Here is an 18,960-nt window from a genome sequence, read left to right as displayed (position 1 = left end):
GTCATGAGCGCGACCCGGGCTGGTGCCGCGCGTGCGGGGCGGGTGGATGGGGCCGCCACCCACCGGCGCATCGTCGAGGCCGCCCTCGAGGTACTCGCCGAGCGCGGCTGGCGCAACGCCAGCGTCGACGAGGTAGCCAAGCGCGCCGGTGCGACGCGCGGTGCCGTCCAACATCACTTCAAGGACAAGAACGGCCTGTTCGCCGCGTCGGTGCAGCACATTCTCGATTTGCGGATCGAGCAGATCGAAGCCCTCGCCGCGATCGAACACACCGCGGCCGAGGACCGCACGCACCGCATTGTGCAAACCGTGGTCGAGATGCACGTCGGTCCGCTGTTCGCGGCCGCGCTGCAACTCTGCGTCGCGGCCGCGAACGACGACACGCTGCGCAACCGCATCGCCGCCATGGAGTTGGAGGTCGGCGCCCGGGGATTCTGGGCTTTGATCGACCTGCTCGAACTCGACGGCAGCAAAGCCAAGGTGCGCACGACCGTGCAGGCATTCCTGGACGCCGCGCGCGGCCTCGGCCTGGCAGCCATGCTCAACGACGATTCGGCGCGCCGGCGCCAAGTGACCAAACGATGGGTGGAACTCATCGACGAAGTCCGGTCCCAGCCCGACTGACGTGAGACGGATTCAGGGTTCAAAGGTCGAACGCTACGTTCGGCTTATCCAGTAGGTCGCCATATGTCGAGTCGGCGATCGGCCGGTTCGGCGAAAGCGCCGGTATGCGGATTGTGGGCTGTCGGTCGGAAGTCCTTCAGTAGCCCGATTCGTGCACCGGCGACGGGATCCCAGACCTCGAGCCCTTCGACGGCGCTGACGTAGAGAAGGCGGTTGTACGCCCACATCCGACCTGTTGGACCGGCGAACATGCCCGTGCGCTGACCGCTCGGCACAGCGAAGAGTTCCACACCGTCGATCATCGCTTCGTCATCGACACCGATCCGCTGGATCGCGACCCTGTGGTCATCGATCCACGCCATGGGCTGGTCCCATGCGTAGCCCCGCTGGCTGAGCGTGATGCCGTGTTCCTCGGCGGTGTAGACCTCACCGTTCAACCAGCCTGCTGCGTCGATGACGCGCGGCACACCGAATGGGCTCCATACCCATCCATCATCGAGTAACCACCGACCTGACGGGCTGGACAGCAAGGCGCCGTGGAAGTAGTTCGCATCCCGGATCGACCCCGGTTGTTCGTGATCCCAATCGAAATCGCGGTCGGTCAGCAACTGCCCCGTCTTCGGCTCGAACGCATCCAGTCGATTCCAATCGGTGCCCGCAATCACGACCGTGTGCGGACCGGAACCGAGGAATGCGAACGGAAACGGCGTCAAATCACAGTGATAGTCGCCTCGGTCAACTCGGAGGACAACAGAGCCGGTGCGGAGATCTACCACGGCTCCCTGGCGCCCGTAGTCGTTGACCATTGCGGCAAAACGCCCGTCGGCCGAGGTGTATAGCGCAGGTCGGGGTGCCCGCCTGGACGTTTCGTCAGTCGGTTCGACGACGGTCGGCGTCGGTGCGATGACGCGATCACCGTCGTCAGTGATCGCGACGAGCCCCGCACCCGTGGCGGCAAGCCAACCATCGGGCAGTGCGGCCAGGCACCGGTCGTTCATCGGGACGTAGGCGCAGTCGACGTAGGTCCACGCACCCGACAAGTCACCATCGTGATAGCGGATCTCCGGCTGTCCGCGCCACCCGAGGGGGTCCCTTCGCTCCTCAACTCGCTCGACACAGCCGACGCATGCCTCGATCAGCAGCGATTGTGGGTCCGGAGTGTTGGCGCATTGCGCACACAGCAAGTCGTAGCGGACCCCGATACCGGTCAACCAGCGGACATAGTCCGGCGGTTCTTCTGCAACGAGATGAATACAAACCCGCGAATCGCTCGCGGCGGCGAGGTGCGCACAGGGCAGAAGGTCCACCAATACATTCTTACGTCACTATCGACGGCTGCGCGGGCGTCCGGCGACCTGCGCATGGCTCGTCAGATCCGTTGGCCACCAACAAGGTATCCGCCTAGGTGCCCCGCACGGACGATATCGATGCATGCGGCGCGTCCGCGTGGCGAGATCGGTTGCGGCGTCGAGACCCCGGAGCAGAAGGACATGGAAGCTGCGCTGGGCCGGATGCCGGGTGGGTTTCGACCGAGATCGAGGAGAACTTCTCGACGGTGGTTGTGCTGACCGGGGACGCGTCGGCCGAGCAGACCAAGGCGGTGATCGAGGCTTTCCGTGAGCACGACAAGGGAGCCGGTGCTCTTCTCGTAGTGCCGGGCACCGAGGGCGCGCGGGCCGAGTACCGGGCCGAGTGAGATGTTTGCGTGCCATCGCTTCGGGCACAACGTGATCAGTGCGGGGCTAACTGCTACTGCACATGTGACCGAGAAACGCACCTGAGCGAGGCGAACCGAAATGGCCACAGATCGCGACGGCCCAAACCGGTACGGTGGCAAGACCAATGAGCCCTCGGCTGCCCGTGATGACGGTGGGCTGGGTGAAGGGGTGACCGCTACCGGGGCCCGGCCCGACCTGGATCCGAACGAGCCGAGCAGTCCGGCCGAATTGTCGAAACCCTCACTGTTGGCGGTGGTCAAACGCGCGGCCAAGCAGTTCCAGCGCGACAACTTGACCGATTTGGCCGCTGCGCTCACCTATTACGCGGTGCTGTCGATTGTTCCCGGGCTCATCGTGCTGGTGTCGTTGCTCGGTTTGTTAGGGCAGAACACCGCTGATGAGCTGATGAATCAGGCGCGGCAGATCGCGCCGGGTTCGAGTGCTGAGTTCGTGCACACGCTCATCAGCCAAGCTCAGTCCAACAAGAGCAGTGCCGGGCTCGGCGCGATATTGGGTCTCGCCGTCGCACTGTGGTCGGCCTCGGGCTATGTGGCGGCGTTCATGCGGGCCTCCAACGTCATCTACGGCATCGGCGAGGGGCGCCCGATCTGGAAGACCACCCCGATCCGGCTCGGTGTCACCGTCCTCGCGGTGATCCTGCTGGTGATCAGCGCGGTCATCGTGGTGGCGAGCGGACCGGTCGCCCAGCAGATCGGCGAGTTCCTCGGTGTCGGCGGAACCGCGGTATTGATCTGGAATATCGTCAAGTGGCCGGTGCTGTTCGTCCTCGTGTCGGTGCTGCTCGCCATCCTGTTCTGGGCCAGCCCGAACGCCAAACAGGGTGGCGTGAAATGGATCAGCCCCGGCGGTGTCATCGCGGTCCTCATCTGGCTGATCGTCTCGGTGTTGTTCGCCGTCTACGTCGCCAACTTCTCCTCCTACGACAAGACCTACGGCTCACTCGCAGGCGTCGTGATCTTCCTGGTGTGGTTGTGGCTGACCAACATCGCGCTCCTGCTGGGAGCCGAAATCAACGCCGAACTCGACCACGGCAAAGCCATCGCGCAGGGGCTTCCCGAGCACGTAGAGCCCTTCGCCGCACCGCGCGACACCCGCAAACTCGACGACGCCGACAAGGACGCGGTCGAGAACGCACAATCCGCGCGGCGCGATTGACACCGGCTCGGCTTTCTCACCGGAAGATCCGCTTGAAAGTTCTTTCACGTCAATCGATTCGCGTCGGGGGTCATGAAAGGTTCGGCGGTAACAGTGATCTGATCGAGGAAGATATGCCGAGTATCTGAGCACTGGAGTGGGAGGTGGGGGCAATGGTCGGTCCCGGGATTGTGCAGAGGATGCTCGTGCTCGCCGCTGTCGGGCTGGTGGGGTCGGCCTGTGGCGGGAGTGTCGAGCGACTGACGCAGACGCCGTCGCCGAGCGAGACAACCTCGGTACCCGCGCCGAACTCCGAGCCCGGCACACCGCCGCCGGGTAGTCCGCCGCCGCTCGGCAATCAGCCGCCGAACGACCAACCGCCGCCCGGTGATCAGCCGCAGGGCACCGCGACGATTCGCACCCGCACTCTCAACGGGGCCCCGGTGCCGAACGTGCCGGTCAGTCTGCGCCTGCAGCAGCCGTGCGACCCTGCGACGAACACGCTTCCACCCGGGACCACCGAGGTGCTACGCCGCGACGTGGTCACCGACCGGGACGGATCGGTCACCCTCACCGTGCCGCTCGGCTGCTACTCCTTTGGCACGGACAACCCGCCCGCCGGTCGGACACCGTTCCCGAACGGAATGCAAGGCCTGTTTCTGAAATACGCCGCCCACCCACGCACCGGCGAACTCCGTTTCGCAGAACCCGGCCCACAACCGCCGTGCGCTGTCCAGACGGTCGTACTCGAACTCGACCGACGCAATGACCTTTACGACCACCTCCGCAACACGAACGCCGAGGTGAGCGAGTGCGACGGTCAATGGGCGCACGCCGTGTGGGACGCGCCCGGCGACAATGCGCGCATCATCCGCCGCGACGCCGACGGCTGGACCACCTACATCAGCTTCCCCCACAACGTCTGCTGGGCCAAGGCCGCAGGCGACGGCGTGCCCGCCCGCATGAAGGAATACTTCATCCACCAAAAGTGCTGACCGTGGTGGTTCAAAGTGTGCAACCCAAGGAATTGTTGGGTTGGCCGCCTGGGTCGGTTTCGGTAGAGTCGGCGACGGTTGACCTCTCAGGCCTTGTTGTCTGTCATTGATTTTCGAGAATGACATACCGTCGGTGCTGGCCTATATCGCGAACGTTCTCGCGTCACCCGGCGACTGTGTCAGTGCTCGATGACAAGCTGGCCGAGCGTTGTGGTCGAGTGCGGGACATTCAACAGTCGGGACGCGAAATGGGTTCATCGAAAGTCCAACAAGCATACGCTGATTCGGTAGATGGCACCTCATTCGTTCGCTTCGATCGGCGACGGTTCCTCATAGCGCTCGGTGCGATTTCGGCTGCGGCCATTGGCTGTTCGACAGATCACCTCGCGCCGACGGGACCGGATATGTCGGGCGCAGACCCGGCGGTGCGGCCGCAGGACGATCTGTATCGTCACGTGAACGGCCGCTGGTTACGTGAGTATCAGCTGCCTCCCGAGCGGGCGTCGTTCGGAGCCTGGGACGAGCCGGGTGAGCGTATCGAACCGCAGCTGAAGGAGATCTTGGAATCAATCGGTGCTGGCGCCTCCGGCGCGGATGGACAGAAACTCCGCGATATGTACCACAATCTGCTCGACCGCGAAACGATCGAGGAGTTGGGTATCACCCCTGTCGCCGGGTTGCTCGGCGATATCGACGGCGCGGCAACGAAACCGGATTTGGCACGGGTGATGGGGCAACTGCATGCGGTCGCCTCGCGTGGGCTGATGCATGGGGTTGCCTCAGTAGGCCTGATAGAACTGGCGGTGGGGACAGACAGTAGGGATGCCACCCGCTATCGACCGTTCATCGCTCAGTCGGGCCTCGGGCTGCCGAACGAGTCGTACTACCGGGAGCCACGGTATGCCGACATCCGCGCCCGATACCGGATGTATCTGGAGTGGGTCGCCCGCGACGCAGGTCTCGAGGACCCGGTCGGCAGCGCCGCGCGCGTCGCGGATCTGGAAAACCGAATCGCGGCGCAGCACTGGGAAAACGCGCGGGCCGGGGACCCCGTAGAAACCTACAATCCATATAGTTGGGAACAATTGCGCAGCGTCGCACCGGGATTCGATTGGGACGGTTGGCTGGCCCCGATTTCGGATCAGCCCGATTCGTTCGGCACGGTCATTGTCAGGCAGCCGTCGTTTGTTACCGCGATCGGTCGACTGTGGGAGGAGTTACCCATCGACCTCTGGCGTGAGTACCTGCGAGTCAGCGTAGTGCGCACGTTCGCTCCTTATCTGCCGAAGGACATCGCAGACCGTCACTTCGACTTCTTCGGCACCACGGTCGAGGGACAGCAGCAGCAACCGCCACGGTGGAAGTGGGCGATCGAAGTCCTCAACCAGAATCTGGGCGAACTGCTCGGAAAGCATTGGGTGGCAGCATATTTCCCGCCGGAAGCCAAGGCAGAGGTTCGTGAGTTGGTGTCCGACCTGAAGGCAGCCTGTCGCATTCGTTTCGAACGCAGCGACTGGATGTCGCCGTCCACTCGTGCGGCCGCGGTCGCGAAGCTCGAGAAGATGGAGACACTGATTGGTTATCCCGAAAGGTGGCGGGATTACTCGAAAGTGACCGTGACCAAGGGCGAGTTGATCAAATCCCTGTTGTCGGTCAACATCGCCGAGACCGGGCGCAGAGTCGACCAACTCGGCAACCCTGTCGACAGCGGCGAGTGGTACCTCACCCCGCAATCGGTCAACGCCGGATACGACCTGTCGCTGAACCAGATCGTCTTTCCCGCCGGCATTCTGCAACGGCCGTATTTCGATAAAGACGCGGCGCGGGCTGTCAACTACGGTGGGATCGGCGCGGTCATCGGTCACGAAATAGGGCACGCTTTCGATGATCTGGGATCCAAGTACGACGCCGACGGTAACCAGCGCGATTGGTGGGCTCCGCAAGACAGGGCTGCCTTCGAAATGAAAATCAAAGCCCTGATCGAACAGTACAACGTCTTGGTCCCCGACCTGCTGCCAGCGCATCGTGTCGACGGTGCGCTGACCGTCGGGCAAAACTTGGCGGACCTGCACGGCCTGCTACTCGCCGTAACCGCCTACCAGATCGCCGAGCGGACGCAGGGCGTGGCGAACCCCGACTACACTCCGGTATTTCAGTCTTACGCGCGCATCCGCCGCGAAAAGATCCGTCCCGAGGCGTTAGCCGCTCGGATGGCCGCCTACCAGGATGCCCCGAGCGAATTCCGTTGCAATCAGGTGATCCGCAATATCCCCGAGTTCTACACCACCTTCGGTGTGCGACCTACCGACAAACTGTTCCTCTCCGAGCAGCAGCGAGTGGTCCTCTGAGCGCTGCGCTGCCGTATCGACGATCATTTGAGAGCTGACCACTGCGCTAGGCGACGCCTTCCCATACCCGTTTTCCGATCGGACAACCGATGTCGGCATACCTGTTCCCGCAGGCTACTGCCCCGTCAGGCCAACCTTCGGCGAGCGGATGGCGGATGGGTGGAAATGCGAGGACGATGGTTGGCATGGTCGGTGAGTCGATGTCTTCGGGTGCTGGGGCGGAAACGGCAGCTCGTCAGCTGAAGCAGGCGGTGCGGTTGCGCGCGGCACGCTCGGAGGCCGTCGGCGTTCTGCGATCCTGGGGAGCCGAGGAAATCCCGGATGAGCTGAGTGATCGCAGCGACAGCGATTCCGATTGCGAGGCCGCCAGGGTACGGGCGGTGGTCGACTCGGACGCTGATCACAGTGTCGATCCGGACTTCGAAACCTGATTATTCTTGCCCGGCCTCGGCGGCCACTTGTGCGGGGGTCAGGGTGCCGTCGATGATTCTGCGTGCTGTCTGCCGCAGCGCCGAACCGTTGTTTCGCGCATGTCGTTCCAGGAGGGCTCGAGCGCCGGGGAGGCTGAGATCCAGTACGCCCGCAAGTAATCCGACCGCGTGAGCGATAGCGGCGCGATCGTTGAGCAATCCCAGTGTGCGCTCGACCAGTCGGGCGACCCGGTTCTCGTCTCGCTCGCAGGTCAACACCAGTACCGCTGATCCGGCGAGCATGTTTGCTACTTGGCGCTGGTATTCGCCGAAGTAGACCACGTCGCTGTAGAGCACGTTGAGCCCGCCCACCGGCTGCCCATTCAGCCGCATCGGCACCGCCATCAGGCTGCGGTAGCCCTGTTCGGTTGCGGCGGCGGTGAATCCGGGCCATCGTGTCGGGTCCTGTCGAAGATCGTTGACCTCGACTGGCCGATTGGTCCGAATCACGTCCACACAGGGGCCCTGCTCGGTCTGAGACTGCAGCAATTCCACCAGGCGGGCGCGCTCATCGGAGGCGGCTGCCACGGCGAACGCGGCGCGCGGGTCGCTCAGGATGATTCCGGATGCCTCGGCGTCGAGCAGCTCGAGGCAGGCGCCGGTGATCTGATACAGGACGGTGCCGGGGTCGGCGTCTGCGGTGATGGAAGTGGTGATGGCCGCCATCGCGTCGACCAGATGCTTCTGCGTATCCGGTACGTTTGCGAACGTCACGGCTGCCACCTTCTCATTGCGTTGAATGTTGTCGATCGTTCGGGCGTGGTTTTCATTCGTTCAGCTCGTCGGCATCGAGCTTCTTGTCGAGCACGTCACGGGCAACTTCGAGCAGTGGGCGGTTCGCCATGAACGCACGACCGCGCAATCGCATGAATGCGTCGTCGAGGCTGATGCGTAACATCCCGGCCAGCATTCCGGTGGCGACATTCACGTCATGATAGGAACCCGCCGAACGCAGCCAATCATGTCCGGACGTCTCGGCGTCGCCCATTTCGTGCAGCAACGCCAGGGTGATCAGGTCGGCGAGCACCGCGGCGTCGGCCACGCAACCGGCGGGAAGCCCGCCTACCCGGCGCCGATACAGGTCCAAGGTGCCCAGCCGGATCCCGCCGAGCTGCAACGGGAACGCGAATGCCGCACCGGCACCGGCCGCGAGCGCGGCATCGCAGAACCCGGGCCAGCGCGCTTCCTGGGCACCGAGATCGGCGACCAACTCCGGGATTCCGGTGTCGAACGCCTCGACACCAGGGCCCTCGCCCAAGGTGTATTGCTGCCCGTCCAGTTCGGCAGCCCAGTCGTCGCTGACTCCCAGCATGTCCTGCGCGCGTTGGGTCGCGCGCAGGGTCAGCGCCGCCGCATCGATGCCCGGTATCAGCCGTACACATGTCCGGCAGATTGCCGCGGCCCACGCTTCCTGCCCGGGTGTGCCGGTGACAGCGGCGATCTCGCGCCACAACGACTCCCGCCGCCTGTCCACCGTCATTTCCTTCCGCCGCGTGTGCTTCCGCTCTACAGTTCAGCTTACGAGTCGGGACAGTACTTTTGGGTCGGCCACCATGCTCATCGTGCTGGCCCGGCGGGTTCGGATCGGGAGCGATCTGTCGATGTGCCTGCGCGATGAGCCAGGTCGTGTGCTGCTCGATCGAGCAGTGCACAGGCCTGGGCCTCGGTGACTTCTGCGTAATCTCGATACCAGGGGTCGATCGAGCCGAACAGCCTCGGCGTTTCCAGGCAGAGGATGCGGTCGGCGAAACCGGACATCATGCGCACTACTCGTGCGGCGGCAACCGGGACCGCGACCACTACTCGACTCGCGCCGCCCCTGCGGGCCATCGCGGCACCCGCGCGGGCGGTGACCGTGGTGTCGAGACCGTCGGCAACGATGACCGCGGTCGTGCCGTGAAGGGGCACCCGGGAGCGATCGCAGCGGAACCGAGCGACGCTGTGGCGCAATTGTTCTCGTTGCTCACGGGTCACCGCGATCCGCTCGGGTTCGCTGACCAGTGCTCTGGCGATGATCTCTTCGTCGTAGTCCACGACCCCGTCCTCGCTCAGGGCGCCGAACACCAGCCCCGGCTGATAGGGCACCCTCAGCGGGCGTATTCCCGCGACGTCGAGCGGGACTTGCAGCGCCTTGGCTATTTCGTAGGCGACCGGCGCCCCGCCGCACGGCAGGGCCAACACGACTGTTTCGGAACCACGCAGACCACGCAGACGCTCAGCGAGCCGACGGCCCGCGTCACGACGATCGAGGAAAGGCATGCTGCTCCTGTATGTATTCCAGATGGGGAGTGAGCCGCACTTCTGGACTCGGAGGCAGAGCTGAACTCTACGCCGCAGAACGGGTCTCGACGAACATTTCTCACCGGTTGCTGGGCGGAAGACTTTCTACAGTCCCGAATCAGCTGCCACTGGCACTATCGGACGTTTGAGCAGATCAAGCCTGCATCGATAGTGTGACCGATATGCCCGACTCAGCCGAAGCTCCGGTCCGCTGATGGATTGCTAACCGTCCACAAGCACCTTGCTCGTCGGGCCGGGCCGCCTTCGCAATGGTGGCGCAACGATGCTGCGTCGAGCCGCGAGCACGTCGCTTCGCCCGACCAGGATAACTCCCGCACTGTGTTTCGCAGTCGGCTGCGCAATCGCAGCAAGCGCACAGTAATCCAGGCGTACTGTCGAGTACAACGCCCCGCTGTATCTGCCGAATCAGTCACGGCAAGGAAATCTGATATGCAAGGTTCTCGCAACGTCACCCTGGAAACGGAGACGGCAGTAGTAGTAACCATTCGCGGCCAGTTGAGCGCCTCCACACTCAATCAATCCCCCACGACACTGTTCCCCGCCACGACCGGGTCGGCCCCCCCGCCAACAGTGGCAGTGGTGGATCTGCGCCCGGTGCGCAGGATCACCTCCGACTGGGTGCCTGTTCTGAAGCAGTTCGCCCAGGCTCAGGTCGACCAGAAGGCACGGGCCGCGTTCGTACTCGATCCGGCCGGAGTCGCGGCGCAGGTGCTGCGGCTGGCCGACCCCACCTCGGTACTACCGGTCTTCGCCACCATCGACGACGCCATCTCCCGCGCCACCGCGCCCGCGCCGACCAAGGATCACGCGAGCAGATCCGTCCCGCCGCCATGCGGTCAGCCGACGTCGGAGCCGACCGGATCCGAACTCGACACTCTCTGTTTGCATTTCGAGAAGTTGACCCGCGCACTACTCGATGCGACCACCGTCGGAGACACGCTGCAGCAGATCGCCGCCGCCGCGGTCGTCCTGATCCCCAACGCACTCCTGGTCAGCATTACGCTGCGAGAACCGAACGGCACCTTCTGCACACCGGTGGCGACCGACGAGATCGCCGCCGAACTGGACCAAGTGCAATACCGAACCGGCCAAGGCCCCAGCTTGGATGCCGCGCGCCCCAATGGCCCTTCCTTCGCCGCCAGCGACGACCTGCGCACCGAAAAGCGTTGGCCACTCTTTTCCGACGCCGCCGCCCGCCACGGCCTGGGATCAATCCTGTCCACCGAACTGCCGCCCGCCTCGGGCCGCCAACGATTATCGGGAGCACTCAACATCTACTCCCGGCCCCACGCACTGACCGCCGACGACAAGAACCGTGCGTTGCTACTGGCCACTCATGCCGCCCTCGCGCTGGCCCATAGCCGGGCCACCGAGGCCAATCAACTGCAGCACACCCAACTACGGCAAGCGATCGCCTCCCGCGACGTAATCGGCCAAGCCAAGGGCATTCTCATGGGCAGGCGCGGACTCACCGCCGAACAAGCCTTCGAACTGCTCAGCCGTACATCTCAGGATCTCAACGTCAAACTCGCCGACCTGGCCGCCACCCTCGTCAACAATCCCACCGACCTCTGAGCGCAGCCGAACCGACCCTGGTCGGCGGACCTGGCCGCGTTCGACTGTTGCCCGCGTAGATGACAACCGGCCGGACGTCGTGCTGCTGTCGATCCTCTGATGCGGTTGGCGGATCCAAACCGGCCTTCGTCATGACTACTGCATCGCCCGCGGCGGTGACTCTGCAACATATACGCGCTGACCGGATCGGCCCACGCGCGCCGATGGTGTCGAGGCCTTGATCTCGGCCGATCGGGAGTGTTCGGTCCCTGACGACTGCTTGTCAACTATTCCCGTGCAGGTGAACCATGTCTACATGGATGGGGACGAAGCCAGAAGCGTCATCCGTGATCAAGACCAGGTGGCGCATGAGCGGCTGCGAGAGCTCCTGGCCGGGTGGGGTCGCGAGGCCGATGCTTACGCCTCGAATATCAGGCTGTGGCTCGGCACGGGGTGGTCGAGAACAGCGTGGAAGAGAAACTGGGGCCAAGGTGGCCTGGGGCGCGTCAACTCGGAAGCGTTGCAGTTATTCCGCTCTGTTGCCGAGTGGATAGAGCGGGAGGCCCCGTGGAAAGCAAAAGCGACTGCCAATCTCATGCGCTCTTCAGCAGTCCCCTCCTTCGGATTTCACGACTATCTTCGCCATCACCTCGGATCTGAAATCAGTTGGATCGAGGTCGGGCTCCGGACGGTCAGGCGCGCAGAGCCGCTCGAGCGGTACTCGGTTGATTCCGCTATTCAGAGGGCGCACGATGGGCTGCGACGGCTTGCCGTGGAGATCTCGAAAGTCCCGCTGCCCGACCAGTTGCTCGACGTACCCGACTGCGTTCATGCGCCGCGGCATGGGTGGCTGCACCGTGGGGTGGTGGCCGCCCCGTTCACCGAAGACCTGACAGCACATATCAAGCAGGGCCGAGCACTGGAGGCGTCTTTGGCCCACCGGGCGCCCGCCTCGTTGACTGTGCACGAGTGGATGGCGCACGCGGCCGGGCTTCTGAGCGGTTTGGGATCTGGAAATTCGGAATTGGCGATGTTGAACGATTTCAAAAAATTGACCTCAGGCACTGTCGCGTGCGACAGCCCGGTTATCGCCGACGCTGATGCCTTGCGCCGAGCGTATCTGGCTCTCGGCCTGATCTATCTGGAAGAAGTGGAAGAACGCATGCCGAACTATGCCGACGAATCAGGGCGAACATCGCAGGGACCTCAGGTGCGGATGACCTTCACGGGCGGGACGTTCTTGGGCAGTCAGTTTGCCGCGCAGGTGGCCAATATCGACTCGACGATCGCTGGTGCTATTCAGCAATCCGGTAGCGAGGTAGCTGACGCGATCAAGGCGCTCGAAAAGGCAGTTCTCGCGACCGAAGGCATCGACGATGATCATCGCCAGGAACTGCTCGACAATGTCGAGTACCTTGCGGAAGCCGCACAGACTCCACCAGAGGAGCGGAAGCGGGGAATGGTGAGGTCCGCCCTAGCAGCCTTGAATATTGCCGCCCTTGGCGGTACAGCGCTAGGCGATGCCATGGACGCTTGGGGTGCGGTCTTGGATCGACTCGTACCGTAGGTGCGGATCACCCATCAGCGTGCTGCACAGTTTCCGGGTCTCCCATCCGTATGCTCACATGCAACGAATACCCTCCGGCTGGCCACTCAAGGTACCGGCGCATGACGGCTCGGGAGGCAGCACGTCCGCACCTGGTCACGGATCTGGGCAGGGGTGGGCCGCGGAAGGGTTCGATCAATCACCGACCGGGCCGAGCACAGCGTCCGGACACGAGACGGAAGGTCTGCCGCATGCGGAAGCCCTGCGCTTTCCTGCTCTCCACCCTCACGATTTCGACCATCCTGGTCCCTGCGTTGGCCGGAACCGCCGCTGCGGCACCGACCGCGAACGACAAAGACTTGGAACGCTATCTGCTCCGGGTTCCGTTGCCCGAGGACGACAGCGACCTGAAGATCATCACGCCGGAGAAGTATCAGAAGCTCAACGAAGCGTTCTGCACCACGAATTCGATGTCCGCGGAGATGCTGGCGGATATCGACAAGGTGTACAAGAACGTTCTCCCGGTGACATTCGGTACGCCGGACACAGCCGAGGATCCGATCGGTAAGGCTCGTCTAAAAGTCCTGGGCACAGCCGCGCTCACCGACGATGCCAGGAAGAGGCTGTGTACGGACGTAGATGTCCAAGCCGACTACTACGAGGCATTAGTGCAGCAGATCGAAAAGGCCGAAACCACGCCTGTGCCCGAACTGCGGGCGGCCGGACTGACTGCCGAGAAGAAGGGGAAGATCACCACCAAGATTTGGACAGATCGGCTGATGGGCTTCAAAGCCGCCTTCCAGCACTTGCTCACCGGTACCGAGATCTGAGCCCCGACCTCGCCTCCTCCTGAACGTCGCCCGCAGGGGCACGCGGAGGGCACCCCCGCCCGAGGCGCGGGTCACGCCGGGCGGCGCATGGCACGGTTGACGTGATCAGCGGTCGGCCGTGCCGCCGACAACGCCCGGTATCGCCGCCTGGCGCGCGGCCGCCGCGATGCCGCGCCGACCCCGAGACCAACGGACGGATGTCATCTCAGCTGTGCGAGCATCCGCGCGCGATCAGGCAATGCTGCGGTATCTAGTCGGTATTGCCTGCGCAGGTGGTACCGGTTGGTGGGGGAGCCAATTCGATCAGGTAGGTCGTTTCGGTGTCCCGGGCGCATTGGCTGTGGCCGAAGCCCGAATGGCCCTCGCCGTCGACGGTGAGTAGGTGGCCGTTCTCCAGCATGCCTGCTAGGGCGACCGCGTCCGGGTAGGGCGTGTCGGGGTCGCCGGTAGTGCCGACTACGAGGATGGGCGCGGATCCGGAGGCAGACCACGGACCCGCATAGCGGCTGGCTCGGGGTGCGGACCAGCGTTGACAGGCATTGGCGTGGGAGTGGTCGTAGCCGGGTGGTCCCCAGGCCGCGACCGGACCCATGCGTGGGGCGGCGGCTACGTCGACGGCAAGGCGCGCTTGGAGTTCCAGTGTCGAAGATGGATAGACGCGGTCGGCGCATTCGACCGCCACGTTGGCGGCGAAGAATTCAGCGAAACGGCTCACCGGGCGCAGGGCAGGTCCGTCCCGGTGTTCGGCGGCTTGCCGGAGCGCGTCGGCGATGGCGGGCCATGCCACGCGACTGCCGTTGAGCTGCATCATGAGTCCGTAGACGAGGGACGCTCCGTTGGCGACGATTTGACCGCTCTGGTCGCGCACCGGGTTGTCGGTGAGGTCGGATACGAGGGCGTCGAACGCGGTCGCGGGTCCTCCCCGCGCCGGATCGCCGAACTGGCATGCCGCTCGATCGCCCGCACACCAGCCGAGGAATCGGTTGAGCGCGCCTTCCAGTTCCCGGTATTGGGCGTAGTCATAGGCGTAGGGGTCGTTGGCGTAGATCTCGGGGTTGTAGGCCCCGTCCAGCACCAATGCCCGAATGCGTTGGGGGAACAGGTTGGCGTAGACCGACCCGATCATGGTCCCGAAAGACACTCCGAGATAACTGATTTCGTTGTCCCCGACCGCGGCCCGCAGCAGATCCATATCCCTGGCCACGAATTCGGTTCCGATAAAAGGCAATAGGTCCCCACTGCGCGCCTGACATGCCGCGTCGAACCGCGCGGCCGAGTCCTGTCCGCGCTCGAAGGCCCCCGGCCGCCACTGCGCGGGCACCTCCGCCCATTCCCGCTGCATCTCCTCGGCCGTCCAGCACTGGACCGCGCGGCTCTTACCCACCCCACGTGGATCGAACCCCACCACATCGAACCGCGCCGCGATCTCCTCCGGCATCGTCTCGACCACACTGGAAACGAACCCGGCACCGGAACCCCCTGGCCCCCCGGGATTCACGAACAGGGATCCGATCCGCCGCGCCTGATCACCGGCCACGTGCCGGCGCAGTGCCAGGGAAATCGTCCCGCCCCCCGGATTGTGATAGTCGAGCGGCACGTCCGCCGTCGCGCATTGATACCCGGGATCTCCGCAGTCGACCCAGGCAAGCTTCGGCACCGCCACCCCCGGCACCCCGCCGGGCGGAGTGTCCGAGGACGCTATCGCCAGGTGCTCTCCGGTCGCGATGATCAGCACCATCGCTGTGAGGAGAACGGCAGTTCGACTGCGCCAGTGATCAAACACAGCTGTCAGCATATTGGGGTTCCATGGCGGCCGCGCGGCGGCGGAATCAGAACGAGGCCGGTTGGCAGTGGAGTCCGTCAGTGGGTGGTGTCAGTTCCGTGAGGTAGTCGAGTACGGGCGCGTCGATGCAGTTCGAGCCGCTGAGTAGGAAGACACCGGGAGGGGGCGGCTGCTGCGTCAGCGCCGCCGCAGCAGTCGACAAAGGTTCGTCGAAGTCGGTCCGCCGAGCCGGTGACAGGGGGTTGGGGTCAGCTGATCACGGCGTTCATGATGGTGCCCGCGCTGGTGGCCACCGCGCCACCCGCCATCGCGCTGGCGATCATCTTGGGCGACTGCAAACCGCCGCCGTTCCATTTCTCCCACGCGAATCGTCCGCCGCCGTAGGTGATGGCGGTGACGCCGGACAGTTGGACCAACCAGGTGAAGTAGCGGCCCATTTGCAGCAATTTGTCGGCGAGGGGCGGCGGCTCCGGTGTCGGGTTACCGACCTCCGCGAGAACGGTGTCGTGTAGCGCGGCGAGGATCATGCTCACGTTCGTGCTCCTTTTCGCAGGCTGAGGGGTCGGGACAGGGGAAAGAAGAAATTGCGCCACCGGAGAATTCATCGACGCACGGGCACGACGGCGCTATCTGTCGGCGCGGACTCGTGCCATGTCGTCTCCCGCTTTCCGCTCGTGGCCGGAAAAACTCGTGACCTGGGCAATTCAACCGCATCAAGATCACGCATGGCGGGCGACACACCGAACGGCGACACACCGAGCGCCGCGCGGTGCCGCTCGCCGAGGGCGACGGCGGGAAGCGCTTTCGGGAAAAGTTCGCCGAAACCGTCTGGAAGCCCGAAAACCCACCCCTATCCGGCCGAACGACCGCATGCCGAGGGTTCGCTGGAATATTCTGAGCGAGCAAGTTTCGCAGTAACAGTCGCCGACCACGGGCGACTCGGTCGTCGCCGGGCCCGACTTCCCGCGACTGCCACAGAAGGGATCACCATGCCGGACAGTCGTGCACAGACCACCACCGGATTACCGACCAAGATCGATACCAGCGTCGCGCACGAAGCGCGCGTCTACGATTATTGGCTCGGCGGAAAGGACAATTACCCGGCTGATCGCGCACTCGGGGACGCCATCGCCCACCACATTCCCGCAATTCGCACGATGGCCCGCGCCAATCGCGCGTTTCTCGGCCGGGCGGTCCACTACCTGACCAGCGAGGCGGGCATCAACCAGTTCCTCGACATCGGCACCGGCATCCCGACCGCGGGCAACACCCATGAAGTGGCGCAGCGGCTCGATCCCGCGGCACGCGTGGTGTATGTCGACAACGATCCCATCGTGCTCGCGCACGCGCGCGCCTTGATGGCCAGCAAACCGCAGGGCAAGACCGCGTTCATCCACGCCGACCTGCACGACCCGGCCGCCATCCTGCGCGACGACACGCTCGCCGCCACCCTCGACCTCGACCAGCCGGTCGCCATCATGCTGGTGGCGATCATGATGTACTTCCGAGACAGCGATCACCCGCACGAAATCATCGATAATCTCCTGGACGTGGTGCCGTCCGGCAGCTACCTCGTAATCTCCCATCCCACCGCCGATTTCGACGCGCGCGCCATGGCTCGCGTGGTGGCCTCCGCCGAAGAGGCGGGCATCACCTTCTACCCGCGCAACCGGGCCGAAACCGAATCCCTCTTCGCGGGCACGGAGTTGATCGAGCCGGGTGTCGTTCCCGTGGTCACCTGGCGACCCAACCCTGACGAGGACGCCACCGACCCCGAATCCGCCTGGTACTGGGCGGGCGTCGGCCGCAAACCCTGAGACCGTCGCCCGCCTAGGCAGACACAGTCTCGTTAAGGCTTCTGGCACATACCTTTTCGTCACCCACCAGCGTAGGTTCGAGCTATTTATCACAGCCGTGATAAATTCGAACCGTGGGACACATCGACGTCAACGCGATCTGCTACGGGCTTCCCGATGGTCGCGCCCTTTTGGACGAAGTCTCGTTCCGGGTCGGCGAGGGGGCGAAGGTCGCCCTGATCGGCGCCAACGGCTCCGGCAAGAGCACGCTGCTGCGCATCATCACCGGCGACATCACCCCCGACGCCGGTTCGGTCACCCGCGGCGGTCGCCTCGGAGTCATGCGACAGTTCATCGCCCGCGATGGCGCCGACGTTCGCGATCTGCTGCTCTCGGTGTCACCGCCGCGACTGCGCCAGGCCGCCGCGGCAGTCGACCTGGCGGAAGCGAAGATCAGAACGCGCGACGATACCGAGGCACAGCTGGCCTACGGGTCCGCCTTGGCCGAATGGGGCGATGCAGGCGGCTACGACGCCGAGGTGCTGTGGGATGTGTGTACCACCAAGGCCCTCGGTACGCCCTTCGACCGATGCATGCGGCGTGCGGTACAGACCCTGTCGGGAGGCGAACAGAAGCGTCTCGTGCTGGAGGCATTGCTACGTGGGCCCGACGAAGTGCTGATACTCGACGAGCCGGACAACTTCCTCGACGTTCCCGGCAAGCGCTGGCTGGAGGACTCGCTGGTCGAGACGCCGAAAAGTGTCTTGTACGTCAGTCACGACCGGGAGTTGCTCGCCCGCACCGCGCAGAGCATCGTCACGATCGAACTGGGCGCGGCAGGCAACACAGCGTGGGTACATCCGGGCGGTTTCGACACTTACCACCATGCGCGGGCCGAGCGGTTCGCCCGCCTCGACGAGCTGCGGCGACGGTGGGACAACGAGCACGCCAAACTCAAAGCACTGGTCCAGATGTACAAGCAGAAGGCTGCCTACAACTCGGATATGACGTCGCGGTACCGCGCCGCGCAGACGCGACTCGCACGGTTCCGGGACGCCGGACCGCCCGAGGCCCAGCCCCGCCAGCAGACCGTGACGATGCGGTTGCCCGGCGGGCGCACCGGCAAACGCGCCTTGGTCTGCGAAAACCTCGAGCTCGCTGGCCTGATGAAGCCGTTCGATCTCGAAGTCTGGTACGGCGATCGAGTCGCCATACTCGGCTCCAACGGGTCGGGCAAGTCGCACTTTCTACGCCTGCTCGCCGCGGGCGGCAGTGACCCGGAACCCGAACACGAACCGGTGGGCGAGCTGCCGGTCGAACCTGTGCGGCACTCGGGGCGAGCACGGCTCGGCGCGCGAGTTCGTCCCGGCTGGTTCGCCCAAACCCACGGGCGGCCAGACCTTTTCGCCCGCACCCTGGTGTCGATCCTGCATCGCGGCGACGAGCATCGGTCCGGCTTGCCCCGAGAGGAGGCATCTCGGGCACTGGCCCGCTACGAGCTGGCGGATGCGGCGGAGCAAACGTTCGACTCGCTCTCCGGCGGACAGCAAGCACGGTTCCAGATCCTGCTGCTCGAGCTCGGCGGAGCCACCATGCTCCTGCTGGACGAACCCACCGACAACCTCGACCTCGTCTCCGCCGAAGCCTTACAGCAGGCGCTCAGCACCTTCGAAGGCACCGTTCTCACCGTCACCCATGACCGGTGGTTCGCCCGGGACTTCGATCGCTTCGTCGTCTTCGGCGCCGATGGCGCGGTCTACGAGTCGGCCGAGCCGGTATGGGACGAAGGTCGGGTCACGCGACACCGCGGATGAGCCCGCGATCGTTTATCACAGCTGCG

At 64.5% G+C, this 18,960-nt stretch carries 17 protein-coding genes; 11 read left to right on the top strand and 6 right to left on the bottom strand.

Annotation, left to right across the window (positions count from 1 at the left end; genetic code table 11):
- Nucleotides 1-3: 3 nt before the first annotated feature.
- Nucleotides 4-624 carry a TetR/AcrR family transcriptional regulator gene (locus tag ACFK0J_RS18390; protein ID WP_378741883.1) on the top strand — a complete coding sequence of 207 codons (621 nt, stop codon included), beginning with the start codon at nt 4-6 and terminating at the stop codon, nt 622-624.
- 44 nt (nt 625-668) lie between these two features.
- On the opposite strand, the gene ACFK0J_RS18385 is transcribed toward ACFK0J_RS18390, so the two are convergent.
- Entirely contained in the window at nt 669-1,931 is a 1,263-nt protein-coding gene (locus ACFK0J_RS18385) for a YncE family protein (RefSeq protein ID WP_378741881.1), read from the bottom strand.
- Between the two features lie 248 nt (nt 1,932-2,179).
- On the opposite strand from ACFK0J_RS18385, the gene ACFK0J_RS18380 reads away from it, so the two are divergent.
- The 5 genes from ACFK0J_RS18380 to ACFK0J_RS18360 all read left to right on the top strand — a co-directional run bounded on the left by ACFK0J_RS18380 (nt 2,180) and on the right by ACFK0J_RS18360 (nt 7,271).
- Entirely contained in the window at nt 2,180-2,320 is a 141-nt protein-coding gene (locus ACFK0J_RS18380; protein ID WP_378741879.1) for a hypothetical protein, read from the top strand.
- A 100-nt stretch (nt 2,321-2,420) separates the two neighbouring features.
- A complete protein-coding gene (locus ACFK0J_RS18375; protein WP_378741877.1) occupies nt 2,421-3,518 on the top strand; it encodes a YihY/virulence factor BrkB family protein in 1,098 nt (365 codons plus the stop codon).
- Nucleotides 3,519-3,670: 152 nt separating this feature from the next.
- Nucleotides 3,671-4,492: a hypothetical protein gene (locus ACFK0J_RS18370; RefSeq protein ID WP_378741875.1), complete on the top strand. Its 822-nt coding sequence runs from the start codon at nt 3,671-3,673 to the stop codon at nt 4,490-4,492.
- A 182-nt stretch (nt 4,493-4,674) separates the two neighbouring features.
- The gene (locus ACFK0J_RS18365; RefSeq protein WP_378741873.1) at nt 4,675-6,840 is read left to right on the top strand and encodes a M13 family metallopeptidase; all 2,166 of its coding nucleotides are present in this window, start codon (nt 4,675-4,677) and stop codon (nt 6,838-6,840) included.
- Nucleotides 6,841-7,025: 185 nt separating this feature from the next.
- A complete protein-coding gene (locus tag ACFK0J_RS18360; RefSeq protein WP_378741872.1) occupies nt 7,026-7,271 on the top strand; it encodes a hypothetical protein in 246 nt (81 codons plus the stop codon).
- Here ACFK0J_RS18360 and ACFK0J_RS18355 read toward each other — a convergent pair whose 3' ends face one another.
- From ACFK0J_RS18355 to ACFK0J_RS18345, 3 genes are all read right to left on the bottom strand, one after another.
- A complete protein-coding gene (locus tag ACFK0J_RS18355) occupies nt 7,272-8,024 on the bottom strand; it encodes a GAF and ANTAR domain-containing protein (protein WP_378741870.1) in 753 nt (250 codons plus the stop codon).
- Between the two features lie 52 nt (nt 8,025-8,076).
- Nucleotides 8,077-8,784, bottom strand: coding sequence for an ANTAR domain-containing protein (locus tag ACFK0J_RS18350; RefSeq protein WP_378741868.1), 708 nt, complete (start codon nt 8,782-8,784; stop codon nt 8,077-8,079).
- Nucleotides 8,785-8,867: 83 nt separating this feature from the next.
- On the bottom strand, nt 8,868-9,569 hold the full coding sequence (locus ACFK0J_RS18345; RefSeq protein WP_378741866.1) for a phosphoribosyltransferase: 702 nt from the start codon (nt 9,567-9,569) through the stop codon (nt 8,868-8,870).
- Nucleotides 9,570-10,190: 621 nt separating this feature from the next.
- Between ACFK0J_RS18345 and ACFK0J_RS18340 the strand changes: the two genes are divergently transcribed.
- From ACFK0J_RS18340 to ACFK0J_RS18330, 3 genes are all read left to right on the top strand, one after another.
- On the top strand, nt 10,191-11,186 hold the full coding sequence (locus tag ACFK0J_RS18340; RefSeq protein WP_378741864.1) for an ANTAR domain-containing protein: 996 nt from the start codon (nt 10,191-10,193) through the stop codon (nt 11,184-11,186).
- Between the two features lie 295 nt (nt 11,187-11,481).
- Nucleotides 11,482-12,732 (top strand): hypothetical protein, encoded by a 1,251-nt coding sequence (locus tag ACFK0J_RS18335; protein ID WP_378741861.1) that lies wholly within the window; start codon nt 11,482-11,484, stop codon nt 12,730-12,732.
- Between the two features lie 230 nt (nt 12,733-12,962).
- Entirely contained in the window at nt 12,963-13,541 is a 579-nt protein-coding gene (locus ACFK0J_RS18330; protein ID WP_378741859.1) for a hypothetical protein, read from the top strand.
- Between the two features lie 250 nt (nt 13,542-13,791).
- Here ACFK0J_RS18330 and ACFK0J_RS18325 read toward each other — a convergent pair whose 3' ends face one another.
- The gene (locus ACFK0J_RS18325) at nt 13,792-15,279 is read right to left on the bottom strand and encodes an alpha/beta fold hydrolase (protein WP_378741857.1); all 1,488 of its coding nucleotides are present in this window, start codon (nt 15,277-15,279) and stop codon (nt 13,792-13,794) included.
- 293 nt (nt 15,280-15,572) lie between these two features.
- The gene (locus tag ACFK0J_RS18320; RefSeq protein ID WP_378742895.1) at nt 15,573-15,851 is read right to left on the bottom strand and encodes a hypothetical protein; all 279 of its coding nucleotides are present in this window, start codon (nt 15,849-15,851) and stop codon (nt 15,573-15,575) included.
- A 462-nt stretch (nt 15,852-16,313) separates the two neighbouring features.
- Between ACFK0J_RS18320 and ACFK0J_RS18315 the strand changes: the two genes are divergently transcribed.
- Both ACFK0J_RS18315 and ACFK0J_RS18310 read left to right on the top strand, forming a co-directional pair.
- Complete coding sequence (locus ACFK0J_RS18315; RefSeq protein WP_378741854.1) at nt 16,314-17,141, top strand: SAM-dependent methyltransferase; 828 nt, start codon at nt 16,314-16,316, stop codon at nt 17,139-17,141.
- A 113-nt stretch (nt 17,142-17,254) separates the two neighbouring features.
- Nucleotides 17,255-18,934 carry an ABC-F family ATP-binding cassette domain-containing protein gene (locus ACFK0J_RS18310; RefSeq protein WP_378741852.1) on the top strand — a complete coding sequence of 560 codons (1,680 nt, stop codon included), beginning with the start codon at nt 17,255-17,257 and terminating at the stop codon, nt 18,932-18,934.
- Nucleotides 18,935-18,960: the final 26 nt, after the last annotated feature.

It is taken from the genome of Nocardia brasiliensis (assembly GCF_042691675.1).
In the GTDB taxonomy this organism is placed as follows: Bacteria; Actinomycetota; Actinomycetes; order Mycobacteriales; family Mycobacteriaceae; genus Nocardia; species Nocardia brasiliensis_D.
Note: the sequence above shows the minus strand (reverse complement) of the source record. Positions and strands in the feature narration are given on the sequence as shown.